The 20,214-nt window shown below is 43.2% G+C and carries 18 protein-coding genes; 7 read left to right on the top strand and 11 right to left on the bottom strand.

The window, feature by feature from the left end:
- Positions 1-11 precede the first annotated feature (11 nt).
- From nrdE to AC0OMA_RS09465, 7 genes are all read right to left on the bottom strand, one after another.
- The gene (gene nrdE / locus AC0OMA_RS09495; protein WP_047182642.1) at positions 12-2,114 is read right to left on the bottom strand and encodes a class 1b ribonucleoside-diphosphate reductase subunit alpha; all 2,103 of its coding nucleotides are present in this window, start codon (positions 2,112-2,114) and stop codon (positions 12-14) included.
- Entirely contained in the window at positions 2,074-2,466 is a 393-nt protein-coding gene (gene nrdI, locus AC0OMA_RS09490) for a class Ib ribonucleoside-diphosphate reductase assembly flavoprotein NrdI (protein WP_003231758.1), read from the bottom strand. The genes nrdE and nrdI overlap by 41 nt, the downstream gene beginning before the upstream one ends.
- Positions 2,467-2,709: 243 nt before the next feature.
- Complete coding sequence (locus tag AC0OMA_RS09485; protein WP_003245262.1) at positions 2,710-2,940, bottom strand: hypothetical protein; 231 nt, start codon at positions 2,938-2,940, stop codon at positions 2,710-2,712.
- Positions 2,941-3,021: 81 nt separating this feature from the next.
- A complete protein-coding gene (locus tag AC0OMA_RS09480) occupies positions 3,022-3,294 on the bottom strand; it encodes a YmzC family protein (RefSeq protein ID WP_014479841.1) in 273 nt (90 codons plus the stop codon).
- A gap of 195 nt (positions 3,295-3,489) precedes the next feature.
- Positions 3,490-3,711 (bottom strand): RNA chaperone Hfq, encoded by a 222-nt coding sequence (gene hfq, locus AC0OMA_RS09475; RefSeq protein WP_003221097.1) that lies wholly within the window; start codon positions 3,709-3,711, stop codon positions 3,490-3,492.
- A gap of 39 nt (positions 3,712-3,750) precedes the next feature.
- Positions 3,751-4,695, bottom strand: a complete 945-nt coding sequence (miaA, locus tag AC0OMA_RS09470; RefSeq protein WP_474222067.1) for a tRNA (adenosine(37)-N6)-dimethylallyltransferase MiaA — start codon at positions 4,693-4,695, stop codon at positions 3,751-3,753.
- 99 nt (positions 4,696-4,794) lie between these two features.
- Positions 4,795-5,208, bottom strand: a complete 414-nt coding sequence (locus AC0OMA_RS09465) for a YmaF family protein (protein ID WP_003231769.1) — start codon at positions 5,206-5,208, stop codon at positions 4,795-4,797.
- An 88-nt stretch (positions 5,209-5,296) separates the two neighbouring features.
- Here AC0OMA_RS09465 and AC0OMA_RS09460 point away from each other — a divergent pair, with 88 nt between their 5' ends.
- The 3 genes from AC0OMA_RS09460 (at position 5,297) to ebrB (ending at position 6,398) form a co-directional block, all read left to right on the top strand.
- On the top strand, positions 5,297-5,578 hold the full coding sequence (locus tag AC0OMA_RS09460) for a hypothetical protein (RefSeq protein ID WP_014664059.1): 282 nt from the start codon (positions 5,297-5,299) through the stop codon (positions 5,576-5,578).
- A gap of 135 nt (positions 5,579-5,713) precedes the next feature.
- Positions 5,714-6,031 (top strand): multidrug efflux SMR transporter subunit EbrA, encoded by a 318-nt coding sequence (gene ebrA, locus AC0OMA_RS09455; RefSeq protein ID WP_015483253.1) that lies wholly within the window; start codon positions 5,714-5,716, stop codon positions 6,029-6,031.
- A gap of 13 nt (positions 6,032-6,044) precedes the next feature.
- On the top strand, positions 6,045-6,398 hold the full coding sequence (gene ebrB / locus AC0OMA_RS09450; protein ID WP_014476870.1) for a multidrug efflux SMR transporter subunit EbrB: 354 nt from the start codon (positions 6,045-6,047) through the stop codon (positions 6,396-6,398).
- Between the two features lie 13 nt (positions 6,399-6,411).
- Here the strand turns inward: ebrB and AC0OMA_RS09445 are convergent, their stop codons facing one another.
- From AC0OMA_RS09445 to AC0OMA_RS09435, 3 genes are all read right to left on the bottom strand, one after another.
- The gene (locus AC0OMA_RS09445; protein ID WP_474222066.1) at positions 6,412-6,864 is read right to left on the bottom strand and encodes an OsmC family protein; all 453 of its coding nucleotides are present in this window, start codon (positions 6,862-6,864) and stop codon (positions 6,412-6,414) included.
- Positions 6,865-6,933: 69 nt separating this feature from the next.
- Positions 6,934-7,641: a poly-gamma-glutamate hydrolase family protein gene (locus AC0OMA_RS09440; protein WP_003245758.1), complete on the bottom strand. Its 708-nt coding sequence runs from the start codon at positions 7,639-7,641 to the stop codon at positions 6,934-6,936.
- 279 nt (positions 7,642-7,920) lie between these two features.
- Positions 7,921-8,154 carry a hypothetical protein gene (locus tag AC0OMA_RS09435; RefSeq protein ID WP_014476869.1) on the bottom strand — a complete coding sequence of 78 codons (234 nt, stop codon included), beginning with the start codon at positions 8,152-8,154 and terminating at the stop codon, positions 7,921-7,923.
- A 224-nt stretch (positions 8,155-8,378) separates the two neighbouring features.
- Here AC0OMA_RS09435 and aprX point away from each other — a divergent pair, with 224 nt between their 5' ends.
- The 4 genes from aprX to AC0OMA_RS09415 all read left to right on the top strand — a co-directional run bounded on the left by aprX (position 8,379) and on the right by AC0OMA_RS09415 (position 12,526).
- A complete protein-coding gene (gene aprX, locus AC0OMA_RS09430) occupies positions 8,379-9,707 on the top strand; it encodes a serine protease AprX (RefSeq protein WP_042975826.1) in 1,329 nt (442 codons plus the stop codon).
- 112 nt (positions 9,708-9,819) lie between these two features.
- Positions 9,820-10,644 carry an MBL fold metallo-hydrolase gene (locus AC0OMA_RS09425; protein ID WP_015483251.1) on the top strand — a complete coding sequence of 275 codons (825 nt, stop codon included), beginning with the start codon at positions 9,820-9,822 and terminating at the stop codon, positions 10,642-10,644.
- Positions 10,645-10,722: 78 nt separating this feature from the next.
- Positions 10,723-11,079: a protein YmzB gene (gene ymzB, locus AC0OMA_RS09420; RefSeq protein ID WP_474222065.1), complete on the top strand. Its 357-nt coding sequence runs from the start codon at positions 10,723-10,725 to the stop codon at positions 11,077-11,079.
- A 229-nt stretch (positions 11,080-11,308) separates the two neighbouring features.
- Positions 11,309-12,526, top strand: coding sequence for a cytochrome P450 family protein (locus AC0OMA_RS09415; RefSeq protein WP_474222064.1), 1,218 nt, complete (start codon positions 11,309-11,311; stop codon positions 12,524-12,526).
- A 44-nt stretch (positions 12,527-12,570) separates the two neighbouring features.
- On the opposite strand, the gene AC0OMA_RS09410 is transcribed toward AC0OMA_RS09415, so the two are convergent.
- Complete coding sequence (locus AC0OMA_RS09410) at positions 12,571-20,205, bottom strand: beta-ketoacyl synthase N-terminal-like domain-containing protein (RefSeq protein ID WP_474222063.1); 7,635 nt, start codon at positions 20,203-20,205, stop codon at positions 12,571-12,573.
- Between the last annotated feature and the right edge of the window lie 9 nt (positions 20,206-20,214).

Genomic DNA, 20,214 nt, shown 5'->3' with positions numbered 1-20,214 from the left:
CTCTCCTTTAATCAAACAACACAAGAAAGGCAGCTGTCTTGCCCAGTATCTTTCGTTCTTGCATAGTAAATGGTTTTAATTCCTCTATGATGTGCATACAGATCGATTCGGTTTAAATCACGGGTCGTCATTGTGTCTTTTAAGAACAATGTAAAGCTGATTCCCTGATCAATGTGCTGCTGGATAGTGGCGATCATATCCACAACCTTGAACATGTCCATATCGTAGGCTTCTTTATAGAAGAACCAGTTATTAGATGCAAGCCCAGGCATTGGGTAGTACGTTTTTGAGTTGCCGTATGTTCGTTCTTCAATGCGTTCCATAATCGGCATAACAGACGCCGTACTTGATTGGACGTATGAGATAGAGCCTGTTGGCGCAATGCATAATCTGTAGCTGTGATACATACCGTGTTCAGCCACAAATGCTTTTAGCTTTTTCCAGTCCTCTGTCGTCGGGACATGCATACCTTCAAACAAATTAGCGATTTTTTCATATTTCGGTGAGAAATCAGTAGAAACGTATTTGTCAAAGTATTCACCTGTCGCATAGGTTGAGCCTTCATATTGATCAAACGTTTCGCCCTTCTCTTTTGCGATTTCCGCAGAACGCTGGATGGAGTAGAAGTTCACCATCATAAAGAACGTGTTTGCAAAGTCACGCGCTTCCGGGCTTTCATACGCAATGCCGTTTTGCGCAAGGTAGCCGTGAAGGTTCATAGCACCGAGGCCGATTGATTTCATCGCTTTGTTTGCCCGTCTTACAGCAGGCGCATTACGGATGTCAGTTGTTTCAGACACGTGTGTTAAAGAGTCTGTCGCAAGCTTGACTGTCTTTTCGATTGATTTATGCTCCATGACATTGAGAATGTTAAGCGAGCCCAGGTTGCAGGAAATATCCAGACCGATTTCATCTTCTTCATCATAGTCTGTGTATGAAGAAACTTGAGATGCCTGCAGCACTTCAGAGCAAAGGTTAGAAAATTTGACCTTCGAAATATGGTTATTCGCATGCACTTTATTCACGTTATCTTGGAACATGATGTATGGATAGCCTGATTCAGAACGAAGCATCGCCAATTTTTCAAGCAGTTTCCGCGGGTTGATTTTTTCCTTTTTCACCCGAGGGTTGTCGACAAACTTGTCGTACATTTCGTTCATGTCCATCTCATCCATGTGCTGGCCGTACTCTTTATAAATCGTGTGCGGGTAGAATACATAAGCCGCTTTGTCCTCGCGTGCAAGCTCAACGAACTTATCCGGAATGACAACACCGATCGAAAGCGTTTTGACACGCACATCTTCATCCGCAGAAATCTTTTTCGTATCAAGAAAATCATTGATATCGCGGTGGAAAATGTTTAAATACGCCGCGCCGGACCCTTGTCTTTGTCCCATTTGGTCAGCATAACGGAACGCGTTATCAAGAAGCTTCATGACGCCTACAACGCCTTTTGTCGCATTCTCAACATCTTTAATGGCTTCACCTTTCGCGCGAAGCTTGGACAGGTTAAGAGAAACCCCTCCGCCCAGTTTAGAAAGCTGCATGGAGATATCGATCGCTCTTGAAATGTCGTTTAAAGAATCATTAACTTCGAGCAAGAAGCAGCTCACAAGTTCACCGCGGCGTTTTCTGCCGGCGTTCAAAAATGTCGGTGTGCTCGGCTGATATTCCTGATTGATCATCAGGTGCACATATTCCTTTGCTTTCTCAGTGTCGCCGTTTGCGAAGAACAGCGCAACAATTGAGATCCGGTCCTCATAACGCTCGAGGATTCTTTTCTTGTCATTCGTTTTCAAAGCATAGTCATTATAAAATTTAAACGCACTCATGAAGGAAGGAAAACGAAACTTCTTTGCGTAAGCTGTCTTAAACACTTCTTTAATGTCTTCAAAAGAATAAAGGCTTAAGAACTCCTCTTCGTAGTATTGGTTTTCAATCAAATAATCCAGCTTCTCTTTTAAATCGTGAAAGTACACTGTGTTTTGATTGATATAGTCTACAAAATAGCTATGTACAGCCTCTTTATCCTTATCAAACTGGAATTTTCCATCTTTTTGGATCATGATTTCGTTATTTAACTGGATCCATTTTGGCACTTGATTTTGTGACAACTCTTTCTACCTCCTGAGTAAACAATTCAACGTCTTTAGATGTGCCGCTGAGTTCAAATTTGTGCAAGATCGGCACCTGATATTGTCTTGAAATGGTATCGGCGCTTTTTGCAAAGTTATCGCCCCATACTTTGTTGCCGCTCGCAGCGACACCTAATAAGAGATGGGCGTATTTTTCGAGAAATGATTGTGTTGATGCCGGTACCTGACCGAAGTTTGTCGTGTAGGTGACCAAAACAAACGGAGTGTCCACGTGGTCCATTTCGTCCACCTTGCGTATCTGCTGAAAGCCTGTTTTATTCACAAACCGCTGAACATTCCCTGTTTTCGAATCAAATATGATTTGTACCACGTTTTATCACGACCTATCAAAAAATATGAATCTCTCATCACTAACACTATATATAGTATACTACCCTCTAGCAAAAACACAATATATAGATTCGTTTTTATGAAAAATTCATATTTTGATCAAATCAGGCAAATGGGCAGACTCATTAGGGCCCAAAAAAGAGAGCAGAACGAGAATCATCTCTCGTCCTACTCGGGGTGTCGTTTTTTAGCCGATGTATATCATAACATGAAAAAAAACTGCTTAGTAGTCTAGATTTTTTTTTCTTAAGCTATCACAGCATTTTTCGCTCTCTACTGTTTCTTCTATTTCAACATCCGCGCCGATCTCTTCTAAAACCGCCTTCAAAGCAGTGATAATTGACGCTTCTCTGATTAATTCTTTTCCGTTCACAATGATACTTGTTCCGTATTCATAGCAAGAATCATCTTCGCAAATTTCTTCCCAATGATTCACGATCACTTTATGCTTCATGTTTTCACCCTCTGTTTGATCTGTGTCTGTATTTAGTTTAGCGGCTGGCATCCGCTTTGTAAATTCGAATGCTTGTGAATTTTATTCAAGTTCATCATCCGCGTATTCTTTCTTCAGCTTTACCTCATTGCGGGACTCATTATACTCATAAATTTTGATATAGCCGTCCTCCATAACGCCAAAATGGTTATGTTCAAGCGGAAACGAGGTGGGCTGAGGCGTTTCATAGTCTGAATTGCCGCTGTCTGTTTCAATAATGGTATCTTGATTCCCGCACGCCCCGAACAGTAAAAAGACAGCTATCCATACAAGTGCAATCCTGATTCGTCTCAGTTCTGCTTCACTTTCAAACAAGGTCGATCACTCCCAAATTCATTTTATACATAATATACCAATTTCACTTCCGTATGTTGTTCTCATAAAAAAAGACCGTGCCTTAGCATGGTCAGCTTACACAAAAAGCTTGGAGCAAAAGTGGATTCATGTTAAAAATGGCCGCCGGGAACCCCCGGCAGCCTTTCCTCATGTCTTGACATGGCATTTTTTGATCTATTCGAGTTCAAGCTGGACGTTTTTTTGCGGCGCAAACGTTGAGATCGCATGTTTATATATAAGCTGCTGCTTACCTTCCGATTCCAACAATACGGTAAAGTTATCAAAGCCTTTCACCTGGCCCCGCAACTGAAAGCCGTTCAGCAAAAAAACAGTGACATACGTATTTTCTTTCCGGATTTGATTCAAAAACTGATCCTGAATATTAATCGGTTTCATGTTTCGTCCTCCTTGATTCTCTATATCATACAGTTTCGATTAAAGTTCGAGTTTTCCTGCTATATGTGTGAAAATTTCCTTTTTTTTCAGCTCCATATCAACAGGCGGTGTCATATCGAACCATGTGACCTGCATTTTGTTGCGAAACCACGTCAGCTGGCGTTTCGCATACCGCCTCGAGTTCTGCTTTAGCTGTTCGACAGCATCGGAAAGTGTCACAAAACCGTCAAAATATGCATACAGCTCTTTATAGCCTATCGCCTGTATTGATTGACAGTCTCTCACGTTCTTGTCGTATAAGCGCTTCACTTCCGGAAGAAGGCCTGACTCCATCATCATATCGACCCGCTGATTAATTCTTTCGTAAAGTGTGTCTCTATCCATTGTCAGGCCGATTAACACTGCATTGTACAGAAGTTCTCGTTTTTGTTCCTTCAAATGCTGGGACATCGTTTTTCCGGACGTATGTAAAATTTCCAGTGCGCGAATGACTCTTCTTGTATTATTCGGATGAATCGCAGCTGCTGCCTCGGGATCTGCTGCAGCAAGTTTGGCATGAAGAAAGTCAGCGCCTTCCCGCTCAGCAGCCATTTGCATGCTCTCTCGAAACACGGGATCATTTGCCTCTTCCGTAAATGTATAATCGTAAAGCACAGATTGTATATAAAGCCCTGTACCGCCGACAATCATCGGAAGCTTTCCTCTATTTGCAATCTCACTGATTTTATTTCTTACTAAGCTTTGATAATCGGCAGTAGAGAAAGAGTCTTGGGGATCTAAAATGTCAATCAGATGGTGGGGCACTCCCTCCATCTCCTGTTTGGTAATTTTAGCTGTTCCAATATCCATCCCTTTATAAATCTGCATTGAATCTCCGCTGATAATTTCCGCGTTTAAGGATTTGGCTAGCTGAATACTTAAATTGGTTTTCCCCACTGCCGTCGGTCCGACTAAAATGACAACGGGCTGCTTCGTATTATTCAATATGTATCACTCTCTTTTATAAATCTCCCCCCATTATAGCATTCAACATGGATAACCACCTATCCATTTTGCCCTTTTTTTGCATCGGTAAACATCCTTCTACCAGCCGAGCGGCTCATTGCCGACAATTTCCCTTGTCTTTCCTTTCAGGGTATGACGATGCGTTTTTCTTCTGTCATCTCCTGGATCGTACACAACCCCTCCATACTGGATCTCAATCGGCTCGTTATAGGCCAGATACGTCGTTTCTTCGATTTCATGATAATGTGTGCCATCTGCTAAGGGAATCGCCGGCCCTGAGATTCCGTAATACCGATGAAAATGGCCGTTTTCAAATGAAGTGATCCCTGTATAGTAATGTGTATGCTGATCGGTATTTGATCCGTTTGCCGGCTGAGTAAACCCTTCAATGAGATGATAATGGCCCTGTTCTCTCGTTGTTTTGACATGATAAGCATGTGCGTGGGGCGGTGCTTTTGACCAGTCAGACTGATACAGGCCCAATGTGTTCACATCCTCCTTTTCCTCGATTCGCCCAATCAAATCCGGGCAGGGTGAATACACTGCATCATCTACACTTTATTACAGGAGGAAAGAAAACATGAACGAGTTAGAAAATTTCAGCCCTGAAGATACAAGAATATTTGGAAGACCGTTCGGATTCGGGAGACCATTTGGGTTTGGAAGACCGTTCGGGTTCGGTTACGGGTTTGGAAGACCCGGATTTGGTTATGGATTTGGTTTTGGCCGGCCATTCGGATTTTTTGGAGGACCGTTTATCGGCGGCCTTGCAGGCGGGCTTATAGGAAGCGCTTTATTTAATCCTTATTTGTATGGCGGATACCCCTATTATCCGTATGCCCCGTTCCCTTATTATTATTAAACGCAAAAGACCCCTTAAAAAGGGGTCTTTTTAAGTGTGTGAAAATGAATCTCTTGACTCATACATAGGCATACACTAATATTTTTCTAGCTGAAGTTTTTTTCTAATCTAAAAATATAGTGAGGAGAATTCATGATGTTGATAGGATATATATTCCTCACGATTGCCATATGTTCGGAATCGATAGGAGCAGCCATGCTGAAAGTATCTGATGGCTTCAAAAAGTGGAAGCCAAGTGCTTTGGTCGTTATTGGCTATTCCCTCGCCTTTTATATGCTGTCCCTGACTTTAAACCATATTCCCCTGAGCCTCTCCTATGCGACTTGGAGCGGGGCGGGCACGGTGCTGACGACAGTGATCGGAGTAAAATGGTTCAAGGAAGATCTGAATGCCAAAGGGCTTATCGGGATTCTTTTATTACTATCAGGGGTCGTGTTACTTAATTGGCAGTAAAGGAGTGATGAAGATGAGAGGATTGCTTTATTTGGCTCTCGCCATTGTATCTGAAGTGTTTGGGAGCACGATGCTGAAGCTTTCAGAAGGATTTACACAAGCCTGGCCCATTGCCGGAGTCATAGTCGGATTTCTTTCTGCTTTTACGTTTCTAAGCTTTTCTTTAAAAACAATTGACTTATCAAGCGCGTATGCAACATGGTCGGGCGTTGGTACCGCGCTTACAGCAATTGTCGGTTTTTTGCTTTTTGGCGAAACCATCAGTTTAAAAGGTGTATTCGGTCTCACGCTTGTCATTGCAGGCGTGGTCGTGCTAAATCAATCGAAAGCCCACGCTGAAGATAAAAAACAGACGGTCTGTGAGTGACCGTCTGTTTTCTTTATTCTCCACCCAGTTTCACAGAGGCTTCAAGCTGCAGCTCGACATTTCCTTGAATTGCACGCGAAATCATGCATGACGCCTCCGCTTTTTTACAAAGCTTGTGAGCCAATGCGACGTCATCTTGTGAAGCATCATGTTTAAGCACGACAGTGGGACGGTGAATGATCTTTTTGTATGTAAAGACTCCTTTTGTGACGTCGACAATGCCTTCTGACTCCATCTGTAAGTCTTCTTTTTCCAGCCCGCTTCTCTCCATCATCGCTGCAAGTGTAATAATGTAACAGGTCGCTGCCGCCCCGAGAAGCATTTCATCTGGGTTGGTCCCTTCTCCCGGGCCATCCATTTCTTTAGGAATGGAAATCGATGTGATCAGGTTTCCGCTTTCAATCGTACCGACATCATTGCGGTTACCCGGCCAATTCGCTTTTAAATAAAAATGATGATCTGCCATTGTTTCGCCTCCTTTTTTATCCTATTTCAGTCTACTGATCTTCTCTTATTTTGTCTTCTGATCTGCTTGTTACGAATACTCTTTTTCCAGGACACCTTTGATCGCACTGACATAAGCATAAAATTCACTATTCTTTGTGTATTTTCTATTTTTATAATAAAAATCATCAAAAAATGCTTCTCTCTGCTCACGGCTGATTTCCAGCTGGATACTTAGCCCCGTTTCCCCTTGGTTATTAATGTTTTCGGCATTCAATCCAGCAAGACCGCTTTTAGACGACGCTAACTCAGCGGAAAACCCTCTCCGCTCAAGGGCTCTCACAATCATTTTCGCCCGCTTTCGGTCTGTTCCCCCTACAAGCGTATTCTTGTTCTCTCCTTTATATCCGTGAAAAGCCACCACATATTGATGCTCCTTGATTTTCTTTTTTGCCAATGGCTCATCAAAGTTGGTGCTTGTAATGTGCAGCGTTTGGTTATCGTGGGACTTCAACCCTTCAAACAGGTATGTAGAGTATTCATTATTGAAATAACGAACAAGCTCACTTACTCCGCCTTCAATTCTTCCGCCATGCGGAGACATAATTAAGACTTTGCTTCCTTTTTTCTCATTATATGAAATATCGTAATCGGCTGGGCTCTCATTCTCTGCCAAGCTGCTGAAATTTGAATATGTATCTGGCTGATTTGATGGTTCAGGTTCCAATGAGTAATGAACATATCTCAAGAACAAGACAATGGCTAAGACTAATATGACATTTAGTAAAAATCTTCTCATGTTTAACTCCTTTCATAAGAATGGCGCGGTTCATTATATGAGGTTTAGCCAATAGGTTTTATCTTACCATTGTATACACAATATCATCAGTGAAAAAGTTCCCGGTTTCAAAAAATCAATTGATTGTCACGGTTATTAGCGGTTCATTTCAAATAAGAGTGAAAAAAGGTTGAGAGGAAAGACAAAAAAGGTAGGAACAACCTCACTTGGCAAATAAATGTATATAGGTTTAAGGAGGGTTTTAGTAACAGGCTGCCCGGTTGCTGAGACGGACAGCTGTTACCGGCCTGCAGAATAGAGATTTTGCTTATTTGTTCTCACAAAGTCACAGGAGAGGATAGAGTCCAATAAAAATGTTCTGATCTGTTGTTTCGAAAAACAAAATGCTTTGATTTTCGTTTTGCTTTTCTGTCTTACAATAATCGTTCTTTTACTAATCGTTCCGTCTTTCTTCATATATATAATGCTGATTGGCATTTGGCTTTCCAAAGATCGGTGCAAGTAGAAATTCATACGGTTGCTCTCCCCTTCCCAGTTTGATATGATCACATTATATTACGAACAAACGTTCTTTTTCAATCCCCAATGATTTCCTCAACTTCTGAATCTATTGTATCTAATGCGAAAGATTCAGAAAAACAAACTCTTGTCTGTCTCTTACAGAGGACAAACAAACTTACCAAACCTATCATCTGTTCATAGAGTATACAGAGAACCTTATAATAGGAGGAAAATACATGTTTGGGTACTCTATGGTACAAATGGTGAGAGCAAATGCTCACAAGCTAGATTGGCCGTTACGGGAAACCGTATTGCAGCTTTACAAGCCCTTCAAATGGACTCCTTGCTTCTTGCATAAATTTTTCGAAACCAAATTGCAAAACAGAAAAAAAATGTCAGTCATTATCGAATTTGAGGAAGGCTGTCACGAGACCGGCTTTCAAATGGCTGGAGAGGTGCTGCAAAAAGAAAAACGCAGCAAGCTAAAAAGCCGCTTCAACAAAATCAACTGCTGCAGCGCCGAGGTTACTCCTTCAGCATTACATTCCCTTCTCTCTGAATGCAGCAATATCCGTAAAGTGTATTTAAACCGCGAAGTCAAAGCGCTTTTAGACACGGCAACCGAAGCAAGCCATGCGAAGGAAGTCGTCAGAAACGGGCAAACCCTGACAGGAAAAGGCGTTACTGTCGCTGTTGTCGATACAGGAATCTACCCGCATCCTGATCTAGAAGGCAGAATTATCGGATTCGCGGACATGGTCAATCAAAAAACAGAGCCGTACGATGATAATGGTCATGGCACACACTGTGCAGGTGATGTCGCAAGCAGCGGCGCATCCTCTTCCGGTCAATACCGCGGACCTGCACCGGAAGCCAATCTCATCGGCGTAAAGGTATTAAACAAGCAGGGTTCAGGAACGTTAGCAGATATTATAGAGGGTGTTGAGTGGTGTATTCAATACAATGAGGACAACCCCGATGAACCGATTGATATTATTAGTATGTCGCTTGGGGGCGATGCCCTTAGATATGATCATGAACAGGAAGATCCGTTAGTCAGAGCGGTTGAAGAAGCGTGGAACGCAGGGATTGTCGTCTGTGTCGCTGCCGGAAACTCAGGCCCTGATTCGCAGACCATTGCAAGCCCGGGCGTGAGCGAAAAGGTGATTACAGTAGGTGCGCTTGATGATAACAATACTGCAAGCAGCGATGATGATACTGTCGCTTCCTTCTCAAGCCGCGGCCCGACAGTATACGGGAAAGAAAAGCCCGATATTTTAGCGCCGGGTGTTAATATTATTTCCCTTCGCTCTCCCAATTCTTATATTGATAAGCTTCAAAAGTCAAGCCGTGTAGGGTCTCAGTACTTTACAATGTCAGGAACCTCGATGGCAACACCGATTTGCGCAGGAATCGCAGCTTTAATTCTTCAACAAAACCCGGATCTTACCCCTGATGAAGTAAAAGAGCTTTTGAAAAACGGCACGGACAAATGGAAAGATGAAGATCCGAATATCTACGGAGCGGGCGCTGTCAACGCAGAAAATTCCGTTCCCGGCCAATAAAAAGCACCAAAAAGCCGGCAATTCTCTCTCAGCAGAAACTGCCGGTTTTTTCGTTTGAATATTCATAATCATAAGGTAAAATAATGGAAAATAGATGAAGGAAGTGAAGAAAGTGCCATATTATATCTGCAATACATGCGGTGTGCAACATGCACAGACTGTAGATCCGCCCAACTCGTGTCTGATTTGCGAGGATGAAAGACAGTATATTCATCCCGATGGACAAACTTGGACAACCCTTGAAGACATGCGTGAGAAAGGAAACCTTCAAAACATCCTCCAAAAAGAAGAAGAGCATCTTTACAGCATCAAAACTGAACCAGAGTTTGCGATCGGACAAACAGCCCATCTTATCCAGCATAAGGGCTTCAATGTGCTGTGGGATTGTATGACATATCTTGACCAAAAGACAATTGACCAAATCAACGAATTAGGCGGTATTCAAGCCATCGCCTTGTCTCATCCACATTATTACTCTACTCAGGTTGAGTGGGCTGAAGCATTTCAGGCCCCGATCTATATCCATGAGGATGATAAAGAATGGGTGACAAGGCCAAGCAATCACATTCACTTCTGGTCAGGGGAAACGCTCAATATGAAGCCGGGACTGGACCTTTACCGACTGGGCGGACATTTTAAAGGCGGTGCTGTTTTGCATTGGAGCAAGGGCAATGAAGGGAAAGGCTGTCTATTGACCGGAGATATCATTACGGTTGCGGCGGACCGAAACTGGGTCAGCTTTATGTACAGCTACCCAAACCTCATTCCCCTTCCCGCCTCCAAAGTTGAAGAAATGGCAGCCAAAGTAAAACCGCTTCAATTCAACCGGCTTTACAATGCTTTTTCTAAAGTTGTCAAAGAAAATGCCGGCGAAGCGGTCCAGCGTTCTGCCGTACGCTATATCAAGGCTCTCAACAGCGAATTGTTTCATACATAAAGAGTGAGGCGGCTCTTTTCCGTGTAAAAGATGCAGCAATTGGGAATAGTATCGTGTAGATCAAAAGGAGGAATATTGATGGCACACACGAATACACAGCTTTCTCAATGGCTGGAATCAAAAGTCGGCCAGACGCTTGATATTAGAAAAGGTGAATTGACCCATGATGAAGAGATATCAGACTTGGATCAGATAGTTCTCCACCTTCAAAAAGTGGCTATACGCAGTACGAATCATCCTGATGATTATGTTGCGAAAGAAGAGCTGGTTTTAGAAGGCGAAGGAACAACATTCACTGAGGACGGAAACGTACCGCTTCCGCAAAATGCCTATGAGATTCCTTTATTAGGTGAAATGCATCTTCACCAAGAAAACGAAGGATTGAAGGTCATAACAGATCGTGCAGTATATACAATTGATATCCAGCACAGCTGACAATCACTTTCATCAAAATAATACAGCGTAGCGCCTTTGAGCTTTCGTTCAAAGGCGCTGCTTTATATCGAGCCGTTTTTTCACTTTTTCGTTCTTCACCCTATTGAATGACTCCTAAAATAGATATATAGTTTTAGAGACAGGATTACATTTCAAATCATTCTGTTTTTTGTAAACAAGTTCAGCAATTTGATTCATCTATTTACCCTATTAGGCGAGGAGAATGCAAATGGAAAAATTGATGTTTCATCCGCATGGTAAAGAATTTCATCACAATCCTTTTTCAGTTTTAGGACGATTTAGAGAGGAAGAGCCCATTCACCGATTTGAATTAAAACGGTTCGGAGCCACATATCCGGCCTGGTTAATTACCCGATACGATGATTGTATGGCCTTTTTAAAAGACAATCGAATTACAAGAGACGTAAAAAATGTGATGAACCAAGAACAAATCAAAATGCTCAACGTTAGTGAAGATATCGATTTTGTATCCGATCATATGCTGGCAAAAGACACACCTGACCATACCCGCCTGCGATCACTTGTTCATCAAGCATTTACTCCCCGAACCATTGAAAATCTACGCGGCAGCATTGAACAAATTGCTGAACAGCTTTTAGATGAAATGGAAAAAGAAAATAAAGCGGATATCATGAAATCCTTCGCTTCCCCTTTGCCTTTTATTGTTATATCTGAATTGATGGGAATCCCAAAAGAAGATCGGTCACAGTTTCAAATCTGGACCAATGCGATGGTTGATACCTCTGAAGGTAATAGAGAGCTGACAAATCAGGCCCTTCGTGAATTTAAAGATTATATCGCCAAGCTGATCCATGACAGAAGGATAAAGCCAAAAGACGATTTAATCAGCAAACTTGTGCATGCTGAGGAAAACGGCAGCAAGTTAAGCGAAAAAGAGCTCTATTCGATGCTGTTCTTGCTCGTTGTAGCCGGCCTTGAGACGACTGTTAACTTACTCGGCTCAGGCACCCTCGCATTGCTGCAGCACATGAAGGAATGTGAGAAGCTCAAGCAGCATCCTGAAATGATCGCTACAGCGGTTGAAGAATTGCTGCGATACACCTCACCTGTCGTTATGATGGCAAATCGGTGGGCCATTGAAGACTTTACATATAAGGGGCATTCGATCAAAAGAGGAGACATGATTTTTATAGGCATTGGATCTGCCAATCGCGACCCGAATTTTTTTGAAAACCCCGAAATATTAAATATAAATCGGTCGCCTAACAGACATATTTCTTTCGGTTTTGGCATTCATTTCTGCTTAGGAGCGCCTCTTGCCAGGCTGGAAGGCCACATTGCATTTAACGCACTTCTGAAGAGATTTCCTGATATTGAACTTGCGGTTGCACCTGAAGACATTCACTGGAGAAAAAATGTCTTTTTAAGAGGATTAGAAAGTCTCCCTGTTTCACTTTCAAAATAACATTCAAAACGCCCCCTTTTAAAAGAGGGGGCGTTTGTGTTTTCTCAGCGCTTCACCAATTCATCTGTTTCTTTTTCTTCCCTCGCTTCATGTTTCTTCCGGAAAGCCTTAAGGAAATTCGCATTCACTACTCCCCTGTTTGAATAGAGCTTTTCGCAAAATTCTAACATGGCTGTTGACGCTTTCGGTTCGGTTAATATCATGAAGTGGTTGCTTGAATCGACATCCACCAGGTGGAAATGGGGAATTTGCCGCTCCCATTCCTCCCAATAGGTAGCTTGATCAAACGGTTCTTTTTCATTTGATAGAGTGAAATAAGTGTCTAAATCACCAAAGAAAGACCTGCTTTTGTTGCGGAAATAATAACATTTTACCGTCTCAGGATCAGGGAGAGGCTTAACAGTGTACGACTCCAAATCATAGGCGCGCTGTGTTTTCATCATTTGCTGAGCCTGCGTACGTATTTGCTTATCTGGTTTGTTTAGCCCTCGTTCTTTTGCCAAGTCAATCAACTCAGACAGGAATTCTTCATCCTCTAAGCTTATGTCCACCTCTTCACGGCTGATGAGAACATCCGTAAGCTTTTCCCGTTTCGCAATCGATGCCAGCATCGTATTAATTGTTTGCAGCATTGACGTTTTCATAGATGCCTCATTCTCTTTTGTCTCAGAACGATATGGGGAGTCAACCATCACCATGCTTTTGACAGCAAGGCCTTGGCTTTGCAGCTGGCGAGTGACTTCATATGCAATCATCCCGCCTAAGGAATATCCGCCTACATCATAAGGACCTTCAGGCTGTATGGATTGAATGATCTCTATATAATAGGAAGCCATTTGTTCAATTCCATGCAAAGGCGCAGAATCAGTCATGAATCCTCTGGCTTGAATGCCGTAAAAAGGGCGCTGGCTCTTTTGTGCAAATTGCTGATAGATTTCAACTCCTCCTACTCCGCCATGGAACCAAAAGACAGGGCGCCCCCGCTTGCCGTCATTTAACGGTATCAATTCCGGAAACGTGCGAGCTTGATCATTTTGTAAGGATGTATCCTCCTGTTTCTTTGCGATCAAGTCCATCATGTCCTGAACAGTATGGCATGCTTGAAGCTCCGTCAAGGCAATGAGAGGGTCCACCTTTGATTGCAATTGCTGTAATAACTGTATGCAAGAAATTGAATCAAATCCATACTGCTGCAATGGCTTCTGAGGCTGCAGTTCATCCGGAGCCATCCCTAGTACAGTTGCTAATATGTGATGATCGCTGCTGTTGTTGATACGCTCATCCTGTGAAACAGAAGGCGTATTCTCTACTGCTTGAAAGCCGTTCCAGCAGCTTCTCTTTTCAAATGGATAGGTTGGCAACGGTATTCTGCGGGCACCTTTTCCTTGATAAAGCTTCTCCCATGGGATTTGCACCCCTTTTGTCCAGCAAAACGCGATCTTTTCAAGGTTGTTTTCAGACAACAAAGTCTCGATCACCATTTCTCTTAATGGACCATCCAGCAAGGCTTCGAGATCTGACGAGCCATTTTCTGCATTTCCGCTAAAGACAGGTACAGAACTTTTCGGCTTATCGCCTTTTTCTGTAGCTAAGCAGTCTTGCAAGCCGATTACCAGTTCTTCTTTACTGCGGACGACGAGCGCCAGGCGGTCTTCCATTTCCTCTCGGCCGGTTTGGAGTGTATAAGCATAATCTTGTAATGACAGTGCTTGTTGTTTATTCACATAGTCAAACTGCTGTTGAACAATTGCTTTTAGCCTGTCTTGATTCTTTGCAGAAAGAACTACAATGTGGGCACCATTCTCACTCATACTAACCGGTGGTTTTGGTAAAGGAATATATTCTTCTAAAATGACGTGCGCATTTACGCCTCCAAAGCTATAGCTGTTGATACTCGCTCTGCGCGGAATTTTTTTGCCTGCATCGTCACTTAAATCCCTCCATTGCTGATTCTCGGCAGTCACTCGGAAACGGGTGCCCTTTATTGACACCTGGTCATTCAAAGACGAAAATCCGGATATGCCTGGTATTGTTTGATGCTTCATCGCCATGCTGACCTTCATAAGAGCAGCCATGCCTGAGACGAGTTCACCGTGACCGATGCTCGGCTTTAAGCTGCTGATATAACATGGCGCTTCCTCCCGTACTTCCTGTGGAAGTTCCAATTCGAGCTGACTGCAGCCTGACTTTAACGCCTCTATTTCTATCGCGTCTGCCAATGGAGAGGCGATCCCATGCGCTTCTATATAGGTCACCGTTTTGGGATCAATTTGCGCTCCTTGATAAGCCTTCAGCATTGCATCCTTCATGCCGGCCGGATTTGGCGCGTGAAGTGACATTCCCCTGCCGCCATGCGATGCACCTGAACCTTTAATAACCGAATAAATATGATCAGAATCTTCAATGGCTTTTTGCAATGGTTTAATGATGAGAACTCCTGCTCCTTCACTTCTGACAAAGCCATTTGCATCTGCTTGAAAGGATTTGGCCTGTCCTTTCTCACTCAAATAGCCCATTGAGTCGAAGCCAATAAAGCCTTTTGGTGAAAGCAGCAAATTCACAGCCCCGACAATGGCTTGCTCACATTCGCCGTTTCGAATGGATTGTATAGCTCTGTGCAAAGCCACTAGAGCTGAGGAACAGGCAGCTTCATAATATTCACTTGGCCCTTTTACATCAAGCGCATAGGATATACGGTTTGGAATTAGGGAAGGAACCACAGCTGTATCCGTATTGCCGGCTGCGACAAATACTCCTGTCGGGCGGCTGGATACAACCTGCCCTGTTAAGCCTGCATCTTCCATCGCCTTCCATGCATGTATCAAGAGCAGAAACTCCTGTGGGTCCATATTCGCCGCTTCTTTAGGCGATATGCCAAAAAACAGGGGATCAAACTCACCTATTCCTTCTATAAAACCGCCCCATTGAAGGCTTGATTGCCCTTCCTTATCGGCTGCGGCATATTTGCGCCAGTCCCAGCGTTCTTTCGGCACTTCAGAGACACAGTTCTTTCCCTGGATAAGGTTATCCCAAAATTCCGTTACACTGTTTGCTTTCGGAAACTGTCCCGACATGCCGATAATGGCTATGCCGTCTGCCGCGTGTTCGATTGTTTTATCCGTGTTCGTCTCGTATGCCGGAATCTGTTTCATTTGGTTTTCGATTTGAGCTGGGCGTTCTTCCTGCTGATGAGCTTCACCAAACAGCTGAGCAAATGATGCTTCATGTTTGTCCGCAAAAAAGTCGATTAGCTCTTGAATAGTCGGATACTCAAAAAATAGAGTCGGATTTAATTCGATCTTTGTCTCTGCTTCCATCTCCTTTGTCAGTGCAACCAATTGAGAAGAATCGATTCCAAAATCCATGATATGCGCTTTTGCAAGAGACAATTTTGACGGATCGGCCATGTTTACTGCCAGTTTTTCTGTTACATAGCTTCTGATACGATCTTTCAGATTGCTGGCTTTGATGGCCTTATTTTGATTTCCTCTTTGATTCGAAATACGAAGCTGTTTAAGCGAGTAGCCCGAGTAGTGCAGCACTGTTTCTGACGACTCATTGATCACATCTACATCAAACAGCAGCATGTCACCTGTATTCTTAACCAATGTAATCAAAAGCCAGCAATCCCCTTTTATCGTTTGCTTTGTAAACTGGATATCATTGATTCCAAACGGCAGGAAGCCGCCTGTCATGTCAAACTGCTCTAAGAAACTGAGGATAGCCAAGTACGCGCTGTTTGTCATCAATGGGCTTACAGTGTAATGGTGCCCGTTTGCCAGCCCGCTTTGGGGCAGGCGAATTTTTGCCAGTATAGACTTGTGATCTCTGTAGAGATGAGTAATTGTCTTAAATAACTCTCCCCATTCAGGACCGTTTCCGGTTTTATACATCTGATCGATGTGATGAAGCTTAGTTAATGAATGCTTAACGTTCTCGATATTGACTTTTTTGGGCTCAAAAGAACCTATTCCGCATTGTCCGATTGCGGCAGGCTTCCACAAACCAGAGGACGGCTCGCGATACATGATTTGCAGTTCTATGACTTGATCTTTTTGCAGCGGCTTTGCCTGAAGTTCAATGGTCTCACCTTGTTTGATGACAATTGGACTGATATAACTTAATTTGCTGATACGGCCGCTGTTTTCCTCAGGGAACAGGTTAAAAAATGCTTCAATGGCCAGACTGCCATATGTGGCACCGACAAGCACCCGTTCATTGTTGAAGACGTGTCCTTGAACGTAAGGCTCATCATAAGTGAATTGATCTTGAATGACCGGCTGATTGATATTGTCTTCAACATCTGACGATTTCTCATTGATAGACGATACATCGAAATGAAATGGTGTATTATGGTCAAATGCATAGTGAGGCAGATGAACCCAGCCTGATCGGTTCCCTATACCAGCTTCTTTAAAAGCAATCGATGCCCCTTGTGCCCATTGCTCTGCTGCGTTTATTTCTCTATCCCTAGATGCTGATTCCGCACATGGCTGTAAATCGAATGATGTATAGATGCCTTGCTGGAGTGAGCTTTCTCTTGATGTTCGGAATATCTTTAGTTTTTCGATCAGCTCTTGAGTCGATGCCACTGTAAATGCAGCCCTATGCTCTAAATTATGGTTTCTCCTGTGTAAAGCCTGTACAACGGGTTCAATATCCAGAGAAGCTTCCTTCTCTAAAAACAATTGCATATTTTCTAGATAGCTAAGCAGGCTCCATTTTGTTTTGGCTGAAAAAACGGCAGTGAATTCCTGCTGGCGGGGAGCGATATGTTCTTTCTCAGGGGCCGTCTCCATATATTCTTCTATAATAAGATTGGCATAGGCTCCCCCCGCTCCGAAGGAATTGATCATGCTTCTGCGAGGCAATTGTTTTCCAGTTTCAGGATCATTCAAGCGATGCCATGGCTCTGTTTGTTCCTGAAGATAGAAAGCCGTGTGCTCCAGCTTAATATTTGGGTTGACAGGCATCGCGTTAATTGTCGGCACCAGCGTCCCTTTCTTCATCTGCAGCAGCACTTTTGTCAGCTGAGAAATACCGGAAGCCGCCTCTAAATGCCCCAGATTGGATTTGACAGAGCCTATCGCACAAAACTGTTTCTTGTTTGTATATTGTTGAAACGCGTTTGTTAAGGCAATTACTTCAATAGGATCGCCCAGCGCCGAACCATTTGCCGCCGATTCAATATAGCCGATAGTCTCTGGATCAATGCCCGACCGCTGAATCGACTTGACAATTAACTTTGCTTGCTGCTTCGGATCCGGAGCTGTATACATCTGTCTTCCGCCACTATGGTTGGCAAAACTGCTTTTGATTACAGCGTAAATATGATCCCGATCTTTAATCGCCTTCGAAAGCGGTTTTAACAGGACAGCTCCGATGCCTTCCCCGGGAATAAGCCCGTTTCCTGTGCCAAAACTTTTGCTTTGATTGCCGCTTCCCAGCAGATTGGCACGCTCCAAAGAATCATATTTAGAGAGATCGAGTGTTAAATTGACACCTCCAGCAATCGCCATTGAGCAGTTTTTCAATTTCAGGCTTTCACATGCAAGATGTATGGCGTTTAATGAACTAGAGCATGCTGAGCTGACAGCGATACTCGGTCCGGTCAGGTTAAAAAAGTGGGAAACGCGATTTGCAATGTGCCAGTCTCCCCCATTTGAGCTGAGGACTGCCTGCTCTAAAGATGGGATATTCCAAAAATACTGGTTATACATATTCCCTATAAAAACACCTACTCCGTCATCATCCCGCAATTTATCCAGCCGGGTTCGCGTATAGCCGCCGTCCTCAAATGTTTCCCAGACGGTTTCTAAACATAAACGGAGTTCCGGTGTCATTTCCATCACCCGGTTTTGCTCCACCTCAAAAAGCTGATGGTCAAATGCCTCTATATCTTGTAAAAATCCGCCATAGCGTTTCTTATTTGCCGGCTTTTTTGGATCTTTTGATAATGTTTTCAATAAAGATGTGCGCCATCTGGATTCCGGTGCCTCTGTAATACAATTGTCTCCGGCGATTAAATGCCCCCAAAGCTCTTCTAAACTGTTAGACATCGGATAGCGCCCGCTTACCCCGATTATTGCGATATCTTCTGTACTAGAATCATTAAAATGTATTCCTTGCAAATTACTTGTCTTTTCTTTTTTTGGTGGTTCGGTATTTGCTAGCTGAGTTTCAGTGACTTCCTGCTCTGTAACAAAGCGGCGTGTATGAAAAGTAAATGGCTTATTAGGATCTGTACGCTCTGTTTGAAGTGGAGCTTCATTTTTTGCAGGCTTCGTTTTTTCCTTTAACAATGCTGTCCGGAGCTTATTTTCATGCCCCTTTACTAAATATTCGACGAGTTCTTTTGTATTGTTATGTTCAAATAAAATGGTTTTTGGAAGCTCTCCCGTCACTTTTTCTAATTCACGAATGAAATTCACCTGCAAAATCGAATCAATTCCATACTTCTCAAATGTCGTATCTTCGTGAATACGTTCTGGTGATAGTTTGATTGATTTTGCCAGCGTATGCTTCACAAATTGTGCCGTTTGTTCGATGAGAGAATCGCTTCCCTGTGAATGATCGATTTCAGCATTCATTTGTATATGGCTTGGATCTTCTTCTGCCTCCGTTCTCTTCTTTTGACGGACGACTCCGTTACTTTCAGCGGCAATGATCTGCTGGCCGAGCTGATGCGATTGTTCAGCCATAAAGGAAACATAGCGAAATCCCTCACTCTCAAGCACCATTTTCCAAGTGTCTGGATACAGGCCCGGACAGCCCGATATGCGGAGATCAGGGTCCTCATACAGCCACCAGCCCTCTAAAAGGCCGAACGTCAAATGCGAATATATATTATGATCACTTATTTCATTTAAAAGGAGCAGCCCGTTTTTTTTCAAAACTGCTTTTGCATTTCGCAATGTCTGCCGGATATTTTTTGTGGCATGAAGCACATTTGCCGCGATGACCGCGTCGTAGCCTCCCGCATCAATATGCTGTTCAGACGCCGGCTCCTCGACATTAAATCGTTTATATGTCAAATATGGATTGTCAGGACCATACTTATTTTCTGCATGCATTAAAAAAGCTTTAGACAGATCTGTATAACAATATTCTTTTATATGTGGCTGCCATGCTTTCAATTTTTGAAAAACAGCCGCGCTTGTCCCGCCGGTCCCGGCTCCGATTTCTAATATTCGAATCTTCGCCTCAGGCTCTTGCTTCAGACGTTCTTGCAGATAGGCTGTTAACGTATCTGCAAGAACATCATTAAAATAGTCTGCGACTTGATTGTTTTTATAGATCCCTTCTACTAAATCCATAGATGAATTCGGAAACAAGATATCGGTGGCTGACGCCTTGCCGGTCAGAATCTCCGGCAAGGCTTTAAGTGCTGTCTCCACCAATGTCACCATGGCTTTCATATTATTGTCTTGAAGCAGGTCAGATTTTTGTTCATTCCATTCTTTCCACAGCTCGCTCATGGTGCCTATTGAGCGTGTTGGAACATGTCCGTTCTCCGTTCGCTTCAAAAATTGCTGCCGTTCTAAAATTGATTGGCTTTCTTCGAACCATCTGCCATAGAAATTCTCCAATACCGGCTGGGATTTACTTTCTGTGAAAAACCCTATGGACTGTAATTGTGCGAAAAGCATTTTACAGAGAATGTCTTCTGTGTTCAGCATTGGCGCTTC

It is taken from the genome of Bacillus sp. AMCV2, from assembly GCF_056033925.1.
The sequence above is the reverse complement of the archived record's forward strand: the minus strand, read 5'-3'. Positions and strand labels throughout refer to the sequence as shown.

What these genes read in the sequence shown, in the direction of transcription:
- AC0OMA_RS09485 (WP_003245262.1), bottom strand. Translation starts at nt 2,940, where the DNA reads ATGAAGCATAAAGTGATCGTGAATCATTGGGAAGAAATTTGCGAAGAT.
- AC0OMA_RS09415 (WP_474222064.1), top strand. Translation starts at nt 11,309, where the DNA reads ATGGAAAAATTGATGTTTCATCCGCATGGTAAAGAATTTCATCACAAT.
- ebrA (WP_015483253.1), top strand. Translation starts at nt 5,714, where the DNA reads ATGTTGATAGGATATATATTCCTCACGATTGCCATATGTTCGGAATCG.
- hfq (WP_003221097.1), bottom strand. Translation starts at nt 3,711, where the DNA reads ATGAAACCGATTAATATTCAGGATCAGTTTTTGAATCAAATCCGGAAA.
- AC0OMA_RS09435 (WP_014476869.1), bottom strand. Translation starts at nt 8,154, where the DNA reads ATGAATTTCTACTTGCACCGATCTTTGGAAAGCCAAATGCCAATCAGC.
- ymzB (WP_474222065.1), top strand. Translation starts at nt 10,723, where the DNA reads ATGGCACACACGAATACACAGCTTTCTCAATGGCTGGAATCAAAAGTC.
- AC0OMA_RS09460 (WP_014664059.1), top strand. Translation starts at nt 5,297, where the DNA reads ATGAACGAGTTAGAAAATTTCAGCCCTGAAGATACAAGAATATTTGGA.
- AC0OMA_RS09445 (WP_474222066.1), bottom strand. Translation starts at nt 6,864, where the DNA reads ATGGCAGATCATCATTTTTATTTAAAAGCGAATTGGCCGGGTAACCGC.
- ebrB (WP_014476870.1), top strand. Translation starts at nt 6,045, where the DNA reads ATGAGAGGATTGCTTTATTTGGCTCTCGCCATTGTATCTGAAGTGTTT.
- AC0OMA_RS09410 (WP_474222063.1), bottom strand. Translation starts at nt 20,205, where the DNA reads ATGCTGAACACAGAAGACATTCTCTGTAAAATGCTTTTCGCACAATTA.
- AC0OMA_RS09440 (WP_003245758.1), bottom strand. Translation starts at nt 7,641, where the DNA reads ATGAGAAGATTTTTACTAAATGTCATATTAGTCTTAGCCATTGTCTTG.
- aprX (WP_042975826.1), top strand. Translation starts at nt 8,379, where the DNA reads ATGTTTGGGTACTCTATGGTACAAATGGTGAGAGCAAATGCTCACAAG.